The organism is Botrimarina hoheduenensis (genome assembly GCF_007859815.1).
GTDB lineage: Bacteria > Planctomycetota > Planctomycetia > Pirellulales > Lacipirellulaceae > Botrimarina > Botrimarina hoheduenensis.
In genome coordinates this window covers 398,139-413,050 of the sequence record NZ_SJPH01000003.1, presented here as the reverse complement: position 1 = coordinate 413,050, position 14,912 = coordinate 398,139, and the positions used below count along the sequence as shown (strand labels likewise).

Genomic DNA, 14,912 nt, shown 5'->3' with positions numbered 1-14,912 from the left:
CAAGCGATCACTCACCGCCACCGTCGCCGAGGGATTTCAGCAGGCGATCCACAATCGATTCAGGCTTGGGCTTAACGGCACGCTGCTCGGTGTAGGCGATTTCTTGCTGTTCGCCGGCTGCCTGGAGCACGACGATGTGATTGCGGGTGATATCGAGCATGTAGACCCGCTCCCCCTGCGGCGCAACGGCGATCGTCACCTTGTCGCAACCGGGGATCAGATCGACTTTGCCGACCAAGTCGACCAGCACCCCTTCGGAGGTGTACTTCTTGACGCGGCCGACTTTTGATTCAGCCGTGTAGACCGCGCCATCGGCACCGAACGCGACGTTCATCGGATTGCAGCAGCTCGCGAAGCCTTCGACGCTCTCGCGATCGCCGCTGCCCCAGTCACGCAGCTCTTTGCCGGTGCGGTCGAAGCACGCGACCCGATGGCGGCTGTTCTCGGCCACAAACAGTCCCGCATCGCACGCTTGGACGTCCATTTGTCCGCAGCAGCCGGAGAGCCCCGTGATGATTTCCTCGGCTTGGTCGAAGTGGCGGGTGCAACGCCAGACGGCAAAGCCATACCCCTTCTTTGCACCGGTGGCGAAGAACACTTCGCCGTCCGACTCGCTGATCGAGGCGACCTTCATCTTGTAGGCGATCGACGAATCGACGCGTTGCTCGATCTGCTTTTCGGTTAGCTCTTCTTTGCCTTGCTGCTCGATCATCCGCTCGTACATTTCAAGCTGCTGCTCGAGCGAGTCGCGGAGCATCTGGTCACGCGACTTGGGTGTCGTGTCACGGTTTTTTCCGGATAGCCAAGCGGCGAGCTTGCTCAACGGATTCTCCGCCCCGGTCTCTGTCGGAGTTTGTTCCGCGGGCGAGTCGGCCTCAGCGTCTGCCGGCTCTTCGGCCGATTCTTGCTCCTCTTCCTTCTGCTGGGCCGCTTCGATCCGTTTGTCGATCTCTTCGATCTGACTGGTGAGGTCCTCCGTGTACTCGGTCATCCACTCGAGCTGAGACTTGTGGCTTTCGATGACCTCCTCGCGAACCGCGTCGCGATTCTCGCGCAGGGCGGCGGCGTGCGGTGCGTCGGTCTCGTTGACAAGTGTCCCGTCTAGCTCGAATCGGGCGAGCTTGCCCGAGCCCGCGACGTACAGCCGATCGTCGCTGCCGACGTTGATCGCTTCGGGATCGAACGACAGCTCCCACGACGAGAGCAGCTCGCCCTGGGGGTCAAAGATCCGCACGTCTCCCTGCTTGCCACCGACACCACACGCGGCGATCACCCGGCCATCGGGCGCGAGGCAGAACGTCTTGAGCATCCGCTTGGGCAGGCTCTCGACGTGCACCTTGAGCAGTTCTGTCTGCGAGTGGGTGGCGCGGAAGACTCCGTCCGAGTGGTCGAGCTCACCCGCTTCCGCGGCGGCGTCTTTTTCGCAGGGCGCTTCATCACAGGGGGCGTCTTCACAGGCCTCCGCATCGCACGCGGGCGACGCTTCGGTAGCAGCGGCCGAAGACTCCTCGGCGATGCTCTGTGTTGCTCCCTCGGTGCTGGGGGGGGTGTCCGGGCTGGTGGTCTCGTCCGCTTCGGTAGCGGCGGGCGTCTCTTCAGAAGCGACGAGTGTCGTCCCCTCGGCGTCCACCACCACAATCGCTTTACCGTTGTATTCGATCACCGCGCCGCTCGTGGCAACCACCGCGTCAGCCGCCAAGAGTGGCGTTTGACCGGCGAGCAGCGCTGCAGCGACAATCGTTGCGAGTCTTGAGACAGAACCTCGCGGCAAGCGGCTTCCGAGGGGCGACGGCATCGGTCTGTTCCTTAAACCGGGAGGGGGGAACCGAGAGAGAAGCAAGCAAAGCACGGACTGCCGCTCTGCCTTCTTCCCCGGCGGGGGATTCGCGGATGACCGCAAGCCTATTCTGAGCGTTTCCGCAACGCGACGGCAACCTTTTTTCGTCGGCCGGCCGCCTTTCTTGCTCCGAAGCGGCAATACGTAAGGTTTTGGCGATGCAGGCACTCTCAAGGGGGGCGCTTTGGCTCTAGGGTGCCAGCTTCTTCAGCTTCCGCTGCAGGGTCCGGCGGGGGATCCCCAACCGTTCGGCTGATCGCGTGATATTGCCGCCGCAGTCGGCTAGCACTTGCTGAATGTGGTTCCACTCGGCCTCAGCGAGGCTGGGCGTGTGGAGCGCGGTTTGATCGGCGGGGGGAGCCTCGCCGTCGGTGAGCACACCGCTGCGGTGAAAGGCTTCCAGCACCTGGTCCGCATCGGCGGGTTTGGTCACATAGTTTTCGGCACCGGCGTGCATCGCTTCGACCGCGCTGGCGATGCTGCCATAGCCGGTGAGCATCACGATCCGCGTGGCAGGGGCGAGCTTCTTTACCTCGCTGAGCAGTTCCAGTCCGTTCATGCCCGGCATCTTCAGGTCGAAGACCGCCAGGTCCGGTGGTCCCTCGCCGACGATCGCTAGCGCTTCGGCCGCCGACGCCGCGGTGCGCACAAGGAGCCCCCGATCGGCCATCGCCCGCGACATCCGTTCGCGCAGGAACTCGTCGTCATCAACAAGCAGCAGCGATTTGCCTTCGAGCGGCTTGTGCGGGTTATCGAGCATCGGGCCGTTATGTTCGGGCGAGTTAAAAACGGGGCGGCTCCTGCGGCCGCCTCCATGGTAACCGGCTCAGCGACGGAACCTAGCGACGGGCGGAAATGTCTGCGTCGGGCGTTCCTGCTAGGAGCGGCAAGACGATCGTGACGTTCGCTCCGCCTTCGCCGGGAGACTCAAGTCGCAGCGAACCGCCCAGCTTTTCAACGACACTTCGGGCCAGGAACAATCCCAAGCCCATTCCGTGCCCGGGCGCTTTGGTCGTGTAGAACGGCTCGCCGGCTCGCGAGAGCACCTCAGGCGTCATTCCCGGTCCTTGATCGCGGATGGAAAGGCGGAGCGTCTCCGCCAGCCGATCGCCCTGGATCACGACCGGCGCGCCGGGAGCGTGTCCCTCGGTGGCATCGACGGCGTTCTGAACCACAGCGCGGATCGCTTGAGCGAGTGCCGTTCGCGGGGCCAACAGCCGCAGCGAGTCGGCACCCTTGCGCCACGCGACCTGCACCCGATCCGCGGCGGCTAGCTCGCGGAGCACTTCCTGAAGGAGCGCGTCGGCCGTGAAGGGCTCAGGCGCACTAGCGGTTGGCTGCCCCGAGTCGGTCGCCATGCGGTCGAGGATCGCACGGCAGCGCGCCAGCTCGCGACCCACCAATCGAAGATCGTCCAGCACGGTATCGGGTCCGCCCTGCCGTTCGAGCTGCCGTTGGGCCTCGGTCGTCGCGACGGCGATCGTTGAGAGCGGGGTCGCGAGTTCGTGGGCGGCCCCCGCGGCCAGCGTGCCCAGTGCTTCGAGCTTCTCGGCGCGGGCCCGCTCACTCTCCGCGCGGCGACGCAGTCGGTTGCTCAGCCGCAGCTCGGCGTTGAGCCGTGTGAGAAAGCTCAGGATCACGGTCGAACACGTCGCGAAGGCGACCCACGAACCGATCGAGGCCCACGGGGGCCAGGCCGACGGCTCGATCGCTCGCAGCGCGACAAGGCTCTCGAGGCGGCGTGGGTCGCGCAGCTGCTCGATGGGGGCGTGCTGATAGATGAGCAACCCGAACGAGACGATCGCCAGCAGATTGAGCGCCCAGGCTCCGCGCGGTGGGAGCACCATAGCCGAGAGCGCCAGGTTCACAAAGTAGAACACCACAAACGGATTGGTCGGTCCGCCAGTGAGCGCGAGCATCGCGGTCAGCACCACGATGTCGAGCAGCATCAGCCCGCCCAGTGCCGTGTGCCAGACGCGCTCGGAGGTGATGAGGTCGTCCTGGCGTGATCGCCACCACGCAAACACCGCGTTGCTGACAACGGTGACAGCCACCAGCAGCAGCAGCTCAGCCTTAGGGGCGGGCATGCCCAGCACGAGGGTCACAAAGCCGATCGTCATCAGCTGACCGATCGCGGCCACCCAGCGCAGGGTCGCGAACCAATCGGCATTGATCGCGATCCGGTCAGCAGGAGTATTCTTCGTGAGCATGACGGGGTCGACTCATTCGGGCGTTGCCGGAGCGCGCTGCCCCGAGAGTTCGCGGAGCGCGGCCTCGGCGGCTCGCCGCCCGCTGCGCATCGCCCCGTTGATCGAGGCGGTGTCGTAGCGATCGCCACAGATCAGCACGCGATCGCGGACGCGGACCGACTTCTCGATTCGCTGGTAGTGGGGCGGTTGCTGATCGGGCAGGGCGTAGGGAATGCGGACCACACGCAGCGGACGCCACGCCTGGGCTTGTGACCCGAACCAATCAACCGCCTGCTTACGGACGGCTTCGATGAGGGCGTCGTCCGGGGTGTCGGCTTGGTCGGCGAGGACGGTTGCAGAGATGAGCGACTGCCCGGCCGGCGCGTAGCCCGCGGCCACTTGGCTGGGAACCGACAGGTTGTTGATCGGCCCCGCGGTTGGTCCCTCTCCGTTGAGCACGAGGATCGGCTCCCTCAGCGGAGGCGCGTCGGCGGCGAAGTACACGCAAGCCACGCTCCGCCCCGGTGCTGCCGGTTCGTGCCCCAACAGCCGATCAGCGGCGGGACCGTCCGTGGCGACCACGATCAGCTTGGCTTGCAAGCGTTCTTGACCGAACCCTACTCCGCCGACCCCAACTCCGCCGTCGTCGGTGATGGCGTTGACCGGCGTGTTGAGCCGGAGCGTGCCTGGCGGGAGCGCTGCCGCGAGCTGTGTGGGGATCGCGTGCATGCCCGCGGCGGGCAGGGTTGCTTGGCCTTCGCCGAACAGTCGGAACACGAACTCGAACTGCCGACTTGAGGTGGCGAGCTGGCGTTCGAGAAAGATGCCTCCCAAGAATGGCCGGAAAAACCGCTCGATCACCCGCGGAGAGAAGCCCCAGCGTTGCAGGGCGTGTTCCGTTATCAGTTCTTCGTTCGCGACGACATCGATCCCCCGATGGCTCGACAAACGCGACGCCAGCTGGGCGATCCGCAACTTATCTCTCAGTGTCCCCACACCCGATCGTAAGGTGGCGAGCGCGTGCTGCGGGCGACGCCAGGGATCGCTCATGCGGTGCATTCGGCCGTTGCACCAGATCAGCGCGCCGGGCTCGTATGCGTGGAGATCGAGACGCTGGTAGTCGAGCTGCTGGCGGGCTTCCGGGTAACTGGTGAGCAGCACCTGAAAGCCACGGTCCAGCAAGAATCCCTCAACTGAATCTGTGCGGACGCGGCCCCCCACCGCGTCGCTCGCTTCGAGCACGAGCGGCCGCTTGCCCTCGGCGCTCAGACGCTTAGCGCAGCACAGGCCGGCAAGGCCGGCACCGATGATGATCGCGTCATAAGCGTCAGTGGCATCGACTTGCGACATTACGGTGCCGTGGCGAGGCGGTGCGAGGTTGCGGTGCGAGGTGAGGCGGTGAGTCGCGAGTTAACTGCGCGCGGGATCGTACGGAGTGCAGATCATGGCACCATCCTCACGCAGGGGGGCGCTTCCGAAGCCCCGCCCGTCGGGGCTCTACTTTAGACGCGGCTACCCACCGAAGGCAGCGGGCCCTTGGTTCAGCAGGAGTACGCCGCACAATCTTTCCCCCCGAGCTTCACCCCCTTCAACGCGATGGCGACCGGTTCAGCCACCGAGACCTCTTCTGCGGGCAATTCGCGCACTGACGACTCCGTCGCGGTTGTCGGTGCTGGTGTTGCCGGCCTGGCCGCAGCGGAAGAGCTAGCGCGGCAAGGCGTGTCGGTATCGGTCTTTGATAAAGGGCGGGGCGTTTCGGGACGTGCTTCCACCCGTTGGGCCGACGGTGACCGCCGTTTCGACCATGGTGCGCAGTATTTTACGGTTCGTGACGAGCGACTCGCTGCGCGGGTCGAGGGGTGGTTAGCCAGCGGCGTGGTTGCCGAATGGCGGCCCCGTTTGTCGTCTTTGGTGTGCGATGCGGCGGGCGTTCGGGCCGGCAACCCGCCCCCCGAGCGGACCCGCTACGTGGGGACGCCGGGCATGAACGCGCTTGGCAAGGCCTTGGCCGACGAAGCGACGCAACACGGGGCCACGATTGTCACCGGCGTGCGCGTGACGCCCCCCAAGCCGACCGCGGGACGCTGGCGCTTAACCGGCGAGCAGGGCGATCCGCTAGGCGATTTTTCGCGGGTTGTGGTGACGACCCCCGCGCCGCAAGCAGCGGAGTTGCTGGTGGCGTCGCCGGCGCTAGCGAACGCCGCCAAGTCGGTCATTACCACCGGTTGCTGGACCGCGATGGTTGCCTTTCCTGAACCGCTGGATCCCGGGTTCGACGCCGCGTTTATCGCGGGTTCGGCCGACCACACGCCGCTTTCTTGGGTCGCGAGGAACGGCTCAAAGCCGGGGCGGCCAGCGGCGGCAGAAACCGGCGACTGCTGGGTTCTGCACGGTTCTTCTGAGTGGTCGCAAGCCAACCTTGAACTGGACCCGGCCGATGCGGTCGATCGGCTGCTGGAGGGCTTCTGGCAAGCGACCTCGCTGCGGGCTGTTCCAATCGCGTATCGGGCGGGCCATCGTTGGCGTTACGCCCTGCCCGAGACGCCCCTCGCAGAGCGGGCCCCCAGCGATGCCCCGCGCGGGCTCTATGCGGCGGGCGATTGGTGCGGCGGTCCGCGTGTGGAGGGGGCCTTTCTGAGCGGGCTCGCCGCGGCCGAAAAGGTTCTCGCGTCGCGGAGCTGAGGGGCCGGGGGTGCTCCTAAAAAATAGCGGGAACGATCCGCTCCAGCGCCGCGTCAAGAAGTGTACGACAACTGAAGGATGCCGTGGGGAGGCGCTCGTCGCCGCTCCGCCGGACGGTTTTCTTGCTCTCAGCGGCGTTTCATCCTGCCCGGTACCGGACCCGCTCCGCGGCAGGGGGCAGCAATACCACTGCAAGAAGCATCGAAAACAAACGAAGAGGGGCATCGGCCAGAGGACGGGGGCAGCCTGGAATCGCTTCGCTCAGAGAGAGGGAAGCTATCGGGCGACCGCCAAACGGTTGCCGTTGCAGTTGGGCCTGTGCAATTGGGGCCTGCGCCATAATTGGGGACAGCGCAGCAAAAACCCCGAGCAGGCGGGGCCCTGCTCGGGGCCTTGCGTCATGGTGCCAATCAAAGAAGTGCTATGTCGGTCCGGCGGGGCGGTTGTCGAGAGGTGCCGTTAACAGAGAGGGGAAGGTCCCGCCGGTTGACCTCCGCAGGATATTCGGACACCGCAGCGGTGTAAGCCCTTTTGGCGAAAACTTCATCAAAAACATCAGATCTTGCCGGCTGTGCTGGCAAATAATGCTTTCGCAGGAGCCTGTTTTGCACGTTTCCGCGGCGGGATACCGTGACTTCAGCCTGCCTGCAGGGTCAGCACCAGCCGCCGAGAGCCGGCCCGATCGCGGTGCTCGCACAGCGTGATCCCTTGCCAGACTCCCAGGGCCAGCCGGCCGTCGCGCACCGGGATCGAGAGGCTTGCCCCCAGTAACGAGGCCTTGACGTGCGCTGGCATGTCGTCCGGACCTTCGCAGGTGTGCGTAAAGGCAGAGGATTCGGGCACCAGGGCCGAGAAGCTGCTCTCCAGGTCGTTGCGAACATCGGGGTCCGCGTTCTCGTTCAGGGTCAGGCTGGCCGAGGTGTGCTGGAGAAACACCTGCAGGATTCCCACCGAGCACGCCCGCAGCTCGGGCAGGGCCCCGACGACTTGGTCGGTGATCAGGTGAAACCCCCGCCGGTGCGGAGCAAGGGTCAAATCGCGCTGGATCCAGGGCATCGTGGTCTTGAATGGCTGGAGGGCTACGGAGTGAACAAACCGCGGCGTTACACCTGCCCCCCCCGGAAGAGTGACCCAGGCGGCACCTCTTGACAGGCGGGGCAGCTTATTAATGGAGGACCTACGGATCTCCTACGGAAAAAACTTGACTCTATCCTCTCCCCAGTAATAATCCCGCATCCCGGCACGCTTACAAGCAAGAGCGAGATTCCACCGCACTTGTGACGAGGCTAACGGGACAAGCTCTGCTAACGAGAATAAGCGGCTAACGGGATAAGCTCTGGCACGCCTAGCAAACGCTGAGTGGTCGTATCAGGGTGTGGCGCTTAGGCTCAAGCGGCGTTTTAAGGCTTATGCGGCGTTCCTACTAACGCGCTACGAGCCCAACTGACGTCAAAGTATTAGTTAGCGAGCTGAGGTAGCGATGGAACAGAAAGCTGTCACAGACTAAGCATCTGGCAGTTGGAGGCAGCCGGCGAAAGCGCCGGTTGAAGGCAAAAAGCAGCGGAATCACCCGATACGGCAGGTGGAGATTAGCTCAGCGGTGGGCTCCCCTGAGGGGGCTCTCCCGCCGGAGATCAGAGCCTTGGCCGTATCGCGCGTTCGACGAAGCAAGTTCGACGAAACAAAACGTCTTACCGAACCAAATGTCGCTTGGGTGCGTCCCAACTGAATCGCTAATTCAGCGGACCACTACGCCGCCCTCACGGATGTCATTTGTTTTTTAACTACCCTAGCTTTCACCTACCTTCCGTCGCACCCGACACCCCCCCTTGTGGGCGTCGCTTTTTAAAACCCATCACACCCTCCCGTGGCGACGCTGACGCTACCGGACCGGTGATTTCGTCCAAGTTCAATCAGCCGATAAGGTAAACCAGCCATGCCCGATCCCACCCTTCGCAACGTTTTCGAAGCGATTCTCAAGTACGGTCACGATGAGGATTTTGTCCCGCGTGACCGGGACGATGAGTTTCAGCCGACCAACGCCCCCGCCGGATCGCCCGAGAAGCTCGAGATCCTCGCTGAGCGCGTCCGCAGCGGACATCCGCTTTGGCATGGAGAAGACCGTGTCGATTACACGGGCCTGACCGGTGCCGTGCGTCCCCGCGAATAAGGGTCGTTTGCAGCCCAGCACCTGCGGGCGGCTTGCGCCGTAGGAATCGACGATCTAGGTGACCGACGATCGACAGGTAGGCGATCCCTCATACCGAACCAAGCCGCAGGCGGGTTTCTCACCCGCTTGCGGCTTTTTTATGCGCTATGGGAGGACTTTCGCAGGGCCAAACCGAGCCTCAGCCCCACCCGCGAGCTACCCTAAAGAACCTCTCGCGCGCGAGACAAAGGCCCTCCCCGCAACCACGTTGTTCACGTTGTTTGCGAACCCCGACAACATCGATTGCCCTTTGGTATGTCCCGATCCCGACGACTACTGATCGCCTTGGTGGCGTCGCTGGCCGTTGCTGCTGCGGGAGCGACCGATCCCCCATCGCCCGCGGTGCCGTCCGCGTCGGAGGCGACCCCGGTGGCGGGCCCCCCCGCAGCCAGTGCTCCAGCAGCCAGTGCTCTTGCCGAAAGTGCTCTTGCCGAAAGTGCTCCAGCAGATAGTGCCTCCGGTGAGACACCCTCCGCCACGCCACCCGTGACGGAGGAAGCCGCCCAGTCCGAGCAAACCCAGCCCGAGCAAACCCAGTCCGAGCAAACCCAGCCCGGGCCAGCCGCTGAAGAAGCCCCAGTAGCCGCGGGTCCGACAGGGGGCGTCAACGAAGAATCAACTCCCACCGCCGAGCCAGAGAAAGCCCTTCCGCCAGCAGTCCCGGCGACCCCTCTCGAGCCGAGCGAGTGGCTCGTCCTGCCGCGTGTGGGTGACTATCGCCGTCAGCCGCTGCACGCCGACCCCGTCGAGTCAGCGTGGATCAAGGGCGAGGATTGGCCGCCGCACGCCGGAACGACCTTGCCGTCGGCTGACGGGCGTGCGGTGAAGTGGCGTGCCGCAACGGCCGACGATACCGGGGCGACCGAACTAATCGGGGGCTATGCCTACGCCGAATTCGAGTGCGCCGCACCGGGCATCTATCTGCTGGACGCGCGCGGCGTGGCGGCGGTGTTGCTCAACGACCAGTGGGTTGTTGGTGACCCTTACCGAACCGACCGCTTCCGTCCGCCCGTGCCCTTACTGGCGGGCAAGAATCGGGTGCTGCTGCATCTGGCCGAGGGCGGGGCGCGGGTCCGGTTTGAGCTGGCTCCCACAAGCGTCTTCTGGCGGGCTTCTAGCGCGATGCTGCCCGACGGTGTGGCGGGCGAAGAACGGTCGCTCGTGGGGAGCCTGCTGCTGGTTAATCCGCTTGCCAAGCCGCTCGATTCGCTGAGTATCGCCGTGGCGATTGAAGGCAGCGCGAGCGCTCCGCAGGTCGAAGCGCTCCCCTCGATCGGCCCCCTAGCGGTTTATCCGGTGGGGCTCGCTTGGAAGTCACTTGGCGAGTTAGCTCCTGGCGAGCACCGCCTGCGCGTAACGCTGAGCGATGGAGAGGGCGAATCCCTCGCCGAGACGACCTTACCGTGGCGAGTCATCGAGCAGGGAGCGGTCCAGACCGCGAGCTTCGTGAGCCGCCAGGACGCGACCCCCCAGCCGTATGTCATCGCCCCACCGCGTGACAAGCCACTGGCCGACCCTACAACGGGGATCGTGCTGCTGTTGCACGATGCTGGCCAGAGCCCGGCCGAAGCCGTGGCTGAGTTGGGCGCGCTCGCGGGGTGGGCGATCGTGGCCCCCAGTGGCCGTGGTCCCTACGGGTTCGATTGGCAAGCCTGGAGCGAAGCCGATGCGCTCGAAGCGCTTGACGATTGCTTGCTCAGGATCAATCCGCGACGCAAGCCGTCAGCGGATCGCACGGTAGTGGTAGCGGGACGTGGCATGGGGGGGCACGGCGCTCTGAGTCTCGCAGTGGCTCACCCCGATCGGTTTGCGGCAGCGGTTATCGACGAGGGCTGGCTCAGCCATGCCTCGGTGGGTCGCACGCCGGTGGTCCGCAATAAAGCGTCGGCGCTCGAACAGCTGCTCGCGCGACCGACGGAAGCGCGCAACCCGTTGAATCGACTTTCCAACACCCGTGCGATGGCGTTGGGTGTTGGTGTCTCTCAGACAGCGCGATCTGCCACGATCGAGCAAGCCCGCCAGCTTCGCGGGGCCTTGGGGACGTTTCATCCCCTGTTTTCTTATCGAGAGGGACTGGCCGACGAGGGGGGGCTGAATCAGCTGCTCACGCAGACCCTTGCGTCGCTGCCGCCTGCCACCGCAGATGAGCCCGACGAGATCGATTTTTCGGTCCCCGGCGGCGATGCGTCGTCGTCCGTTGCGTGGGTAACCCTGGTTGCACCTCAGCAGGAGGCGCAGCTTTCCCAAGTGAAACTACGGCGCGATCCGGCAACCCACCGGGTCAGCGGAACCACCGACAACGTCCGTGAGATCGAGCTGCGGCTTGCGGAGTTCGCCGGCGAGTCCACGGTCGTGGTGACGCTCGATCAGTCCGCTGAGATCCAGTGGAAGCCGACGCCCCGCAGCCCGACGCTCCGCCTGGAGCGCGACAAACAGGACCGCTGGGGCCGCGCGCGAACGCGGTGGGACAATGTCGGCAAGAACCCTCAGCGCCCCGGCGGGCTGCGCAGCGCGTTTATGAACCGCCCCCTGCTGGTTTACGGCACCCGTGGCACGGAGGAGGAGAACGCCTGGTGCGAAGCCAAGGCACGCTACGACGCCCAGACCTTTTTGTACCGCGGCGCAGGGCGGCTCGACGTGATCGCCGACCGCGATTTCAGCTTTACCGCTGATCCCGGACGGAATCTCGTCTTCTACGGCAACGAGTCCATCAACTCGGCGAGTCGCTTCTGGATGCAGCTCGCTCCGACCCGTGTGCAGAGCGGCTTGGTCGAGGTGTGGCCGACCCGTGAAAAGCGCGACGCCAGACCCGAGTCGGGTGACGACCTGACCGTCTTGCACATCACCCCCCGCCCCGATCTGGGGCAGCGCTTCGGCGGCGCGCCGGCCCAACGGCAGGCGCTCTTGGCGATGGTCGGCGGCACGGGGCTGAAAGGCCTGCGCGGCGCTTCACGGCTGCGCTACTTCTGGTCGGGAGTTGAGTACCCCGACCTGCTAGTGTTTTCTCCGCTGAGGGTCCCTGGCGAGTCCGAGAAACCGAGCCCCGCCGAAGGTGCCTGGGGGGTTGAGCGTGTCCACGCGGCGGGCTACTACAGCCAACAGTGGCGAATCCCTGGCGGAGAAATCCTCTGGCGAGAGCCAGCCCTCTAGCCCTGCGAGCCGTTATTCCAGCAGCAGCGCAGCGATCACCAGCAGCTCATCGTCTAGGCGGAGCGGACTCAGGCTTATCGAGAAACGCTTCTCGACACCCTGCTTGGTGACAGACGGCAACGGGATGTTACGCCCCATCGAACGCACTACCGGCTCGGCCAAGTAGGCTTGGAAGTAACGGTGGTGCTCAGCCCGATACCATTCCGGCAGCAGCACCTCCAACGGCTGTCCAGTGAGCTCACCCGGCTCATAACCGAAGAGCTCGTCGACGCGCTCATTCGTACGCTCAATCCGCCCGAGGGTATCAACCACCAGGAGCGGTTCGGGCGATTTGCGGAACAGCGCCTCGATCCGCTGCTCGGTGCGACGCCGCTGCGTGACGTCGCGTCCAACGCAGTACACAACGGTTTCGGTCGGAACGCGGGAGAGCGTCCACACGATCTGCCGAACCGAGCCATCGCGGCAGCGCATGCCGGTCTCGATATCAACGACTGATCCTTTCACGAGTGCCTTGCGGCCAGCTCTGGCGGCCGGTGCGACGTCCTCGGCGACGACAAAATCCGTGTAGGGTTTGCCGATCACGTCCTCCGGGAGCCAGCCCAAAACACGTTGCCAGGCCTCATTGATCTGAGCCGCCTTGCCGTGCTCGTCAGAAATGACAAAGAGGTCTTGGGAGAGGGAAAAGAACTGCGCACGCAGTTCGGCGGCGCGGCGCCGTTGCGACTTGGCGTCGAGCGGGCGACCGATGGCATAGGTCGCGGTTTCACCGGGGATCTTGGTTAGCGTCCAGCTGATCGGACAATAATCACCATCGCTGCGTTGCACCCGCGCAACAAAGTCTTCTTCCGCTCCGCCCGCTTGCACCGAGGCCAATTTCTTGGAAACCAGTGCGATGTCGTCGGCGTGCAGCTTCGTCTGATACGATCGCCCCGTCGATTTGCGAGGGTCGTATCCGAAGAAGGTATTGTAGGCGGCATTCGTGTGGGTCACGTTGCCGCGCTCGTCCAGCGAGACGAACAAGTCACGCGAGAGCGAGAAGAAGGTCTCGCGTTGCCGCGCCTCGCGACGTCGTTCGCTGCTGGCGTCCAGGGGGCGCCCGACCGCGTAAACACTCACGTCGCTCGGCGATTTGCTGATCGTCCAGCTAATCGGTCGATAGACGCCGTCCTCGCCACGGAGGCGCGACACGAAGTCCGGTTCAGAGGCTCCGGCGAGAACCGCTAGAAATACACGCCGCGAGCGTGTTAGGTCATCCGGGTGCAGCAGCTCCTCGTAGTGGCGTCCCAACACCGCACCGGGTCCGTAGCACAGCAGCTTCTCGAAAGCCGGATTGGTGTGGGTGAACCGGCCGATGCTATCGACCGTGACAAACAAGTCCTGCGAGAGCGAGAAGAACAGCGCACGTGACTCCGCCTCGCGGCGCCGATCGGTTTGATGGGTCATCCAATGGCGCACGCCGTCGCGCAATTCGGTGGCCGACTGCTGGCGGTCTTCTCGTCGCTTGCGCAACCCCTTCAGGCAGATTGCTTCTAAAGAGCGAGGCGTTAACGGCTGCAGCTTACGCGGAGGCACGGGGGACTCCGCCTCAACCTTGTGCATCACCTGGTTGACGGTATCGCCCGTGAAGGGGGGCTTGCCCGTCAGTATCTCGTAGAGCAGAGCGGCCAAGCCGTAAACGTCGGTCCGGGTGTCGATCTGATCGATCGCCCCCCGCGCCTGTTCGGGGGCCATATAGGCCGGCGTGCCGAGACGCTCACCTTGCAGTGTCGCCGAGTCACTCAGCGCGGGGTCCTTGGAGGGGGCTTCGCTCGTGGAGCTAAACAGCTTGGCAAGACCCCAGTCAATAACCGTGACTTCGCCAAACTCTCCGACCAAGACGTTGTCCCCCTTGAGATCGCGGTGGATCACGCCCTGCGAATGAGCGTAGGCGATCGTATCACAGACCGATACGAAATAGGTGAGCAGCTCAAAATGTCTGGCGAACGGGTCGGCGGAGTCGTTTTCGATCGCGCGGTGCGTCTGTCGGATCACTTCCGCCAGCGTACGTCCGGCCAGGAATTTCATGGTGTAGTAGCAGCGACCCTCTTCCTCACGATACTCATGCACCGGTGCTGTACCCGGATGGGCCAGTTGCGCCGCGACACACGCCTCGCGATGGAAACGTTCGCGATGCATGGGAGACCGGGCGTACTGAGGAAGCAGCTCTTTGAGCGCTACCTCGCGTTGCAGTGCGATGTCGTAGGCCCGCCATACGCGGCCTGTGCCGCCCGTGGAGTGGACTTGCAACAGCTTTAGTCGTTCGCGGGACAGCGGACCAAGAAGCAACGTTTGCGGCGTCGTTGAAGAGGACTCGCCGACCACGGTCTCGGTGCCCGTGTGCGGAAGCAGCTTCGCACGGCGGCGAACGAGCGCGGATTCAACCTGCTCCCGTGCCGCTTGGTCGAGCCAACCCTGTGCGACGAGCACCTCTGCCAGACTGACGCCGTTGCGGGCGTTCCATAACACGCTCGCATCGACAAACTGATCGCGCGTGATATGCCCCATCTGCAGCGCGAGCACGCCGACCGCCAGATCGTTCGCGCTCAGGTCCGACCCCACTCCGGGTGCCTGGTGAGCAGCGACGCGGTTGGCTTCGGGATCGAGCGGTTCCGAAAGGGTGAGGCGCTGGAGCTTTTTCACGAACGCGTCTTCGGCCAGCGCGAAACGTTCGATTCGAGCGGCGCAGAGGTCGCACTTTTCGAGGTGATCTTCGATCGGCCCCGCGAGCGCCTCGTCGAGGCCGCCCGCGGCCCACGTAGCGAGGATCTCATCGTTGGGGTGTTCGTTGTCAAACATGAACAAGAGA

Annotated in this window: 9 protein-coding genes; 3 read left to right on the top strand and 6 right to left on the bottom strand. The window is 64.5% G+C overall.

The genetic code is table 11. The features are described 5' to 3' along the window. Positions 1 to 7: 7 nt before the first annotated feature. The 4 genes from Pla111_RS09020 to Pla111_RS09005 all read right to left on the bottom strand — a co-directional run bounded on the left by Pla111_RS09020 (position 8) and on the right by Pla111_RS09005 (position 5,376). Positions 8 to 1,795: a hypothetical protein gene (locus Pla111_RS09020; RefSeq protein WP_146573495.1), complete on the bottom strand. Its 1,788-nt coding sequence runs from the start codon at positions 1,793 to 1,795 to the stop codon at positions 8 to 10. 232 nt (positions 1,796 to 2,027) lie between these two features. Beyond that, positions 2,028 to 2,597, bottom strand: coding sequence for a response regulator transcription factor (locus tag Pla111_RS09015; RefSeq protein WP_146573493.1), 570 nt, complete (start codon positions 2,595 to 2,597; stop codon positions 2,028 to 2,030). A 79-nt stretch (positions 2,598 to 2,676) separates the two neighbouring features. Next, entirely contained in the window at positions 2,677 to 4,047 is a 1,371-nt protein-coding gene (locus Pla111_RS09010; protein WP_146573491.1) for an ATP-binding protein, read from the bottom strand. Between the two features lie 12 nt (positions 4,048 to 4,059). Then, entirely contained in the window at positions 4,060 to 5,376 is a 1,317-nt protein-coding gene (locus Pla111_RS09005) for a protoporphyrinogen/coproporphyrinogen oxidase (protein WP_146573489.1), read from the bottom strand. 246 nt (positions 5,377 to 5,622) lie between these two features. Here Pla111_RS09005 and Pla111_RS09000 point away from each other — a divergent pair, with 246 nt between their 5' ends. Continuing rightward, on the top strand, positions 5,623 to 6,708 hold the full coding sequence (locus Pla111_RS09000; RefSeq protein WP_146573487.1) for an NAD(P)/FAD-dependent oxidoreductase: 1,086 nt from the start codon (positions 5,623 to 5,625) through the stop codon (positions 6,706 to 6,708). Positions 6,709 to 7,344: 636 nt separating this feature from the next. Here the strand turns inward: Pla111_RS09000 and Pla111_RS08995 are convergent. Beyond that, positions 7,345 to 7,764, bottom strand: coding sequence for a secondary thiamine-phosphate synthase enzyme YjbQ (locus Pla111_RS08995; protein ID WP_146573485.1), 420 nt, complete (start codon positions 7,762 to 7,764; stop codon positions 7,345 to 7,347). An 880-nt stretch (positions 7,765 to 8,644) separates the two neighbouring features. Between Pla111_RS08995 and Pla111_RS08990 the strand changes: the two genes are divergently transcribed. Beyond that, on the top strand, positions 8,645 to 8,878 hold the full coding sequence (locus tag Pla111_RS08990; protein ID WP_146573483.1) for a hypothetical protein: 234 nt from the start codon (positions 8,645 to 8,647) through the stop codon (positions 8,876 to 8,878). Positions 8,879 to 9,403: 525 nt separating this feature from the next. Beyond that, positions 9,404 to 12,067: an alpha/beta hydrolase-fold protein gene (locus Pla111_RS08985; protein ID WP_197524885.1), complete on the top strand. Its 2,664-nt coding sequence runs from the start codon at positions 9,404 to 9,406 to the stop codon at positions 12,065 to 12,067. Between the two features lie 12 nt (positions 12,068 to 12,079). Here Pla111_RS08985 and Pla111_RS08980 read toward each other — a convergent pair whose 3' ends face one another. Then, complete coding sequence (locus tag Pla111_RS08980) at positions 12,080 to 14,902, bottom strand: PAS domain S-box protein (RefSeq protein WP_146573479.1); 2,823 nt, start codon at positions 14,900 to 14,902, stop codon at positions 12,080 to 12,082. Between the last annotated feature and the right edge of the window lie 10 nt (positions 14,903 to 14,912).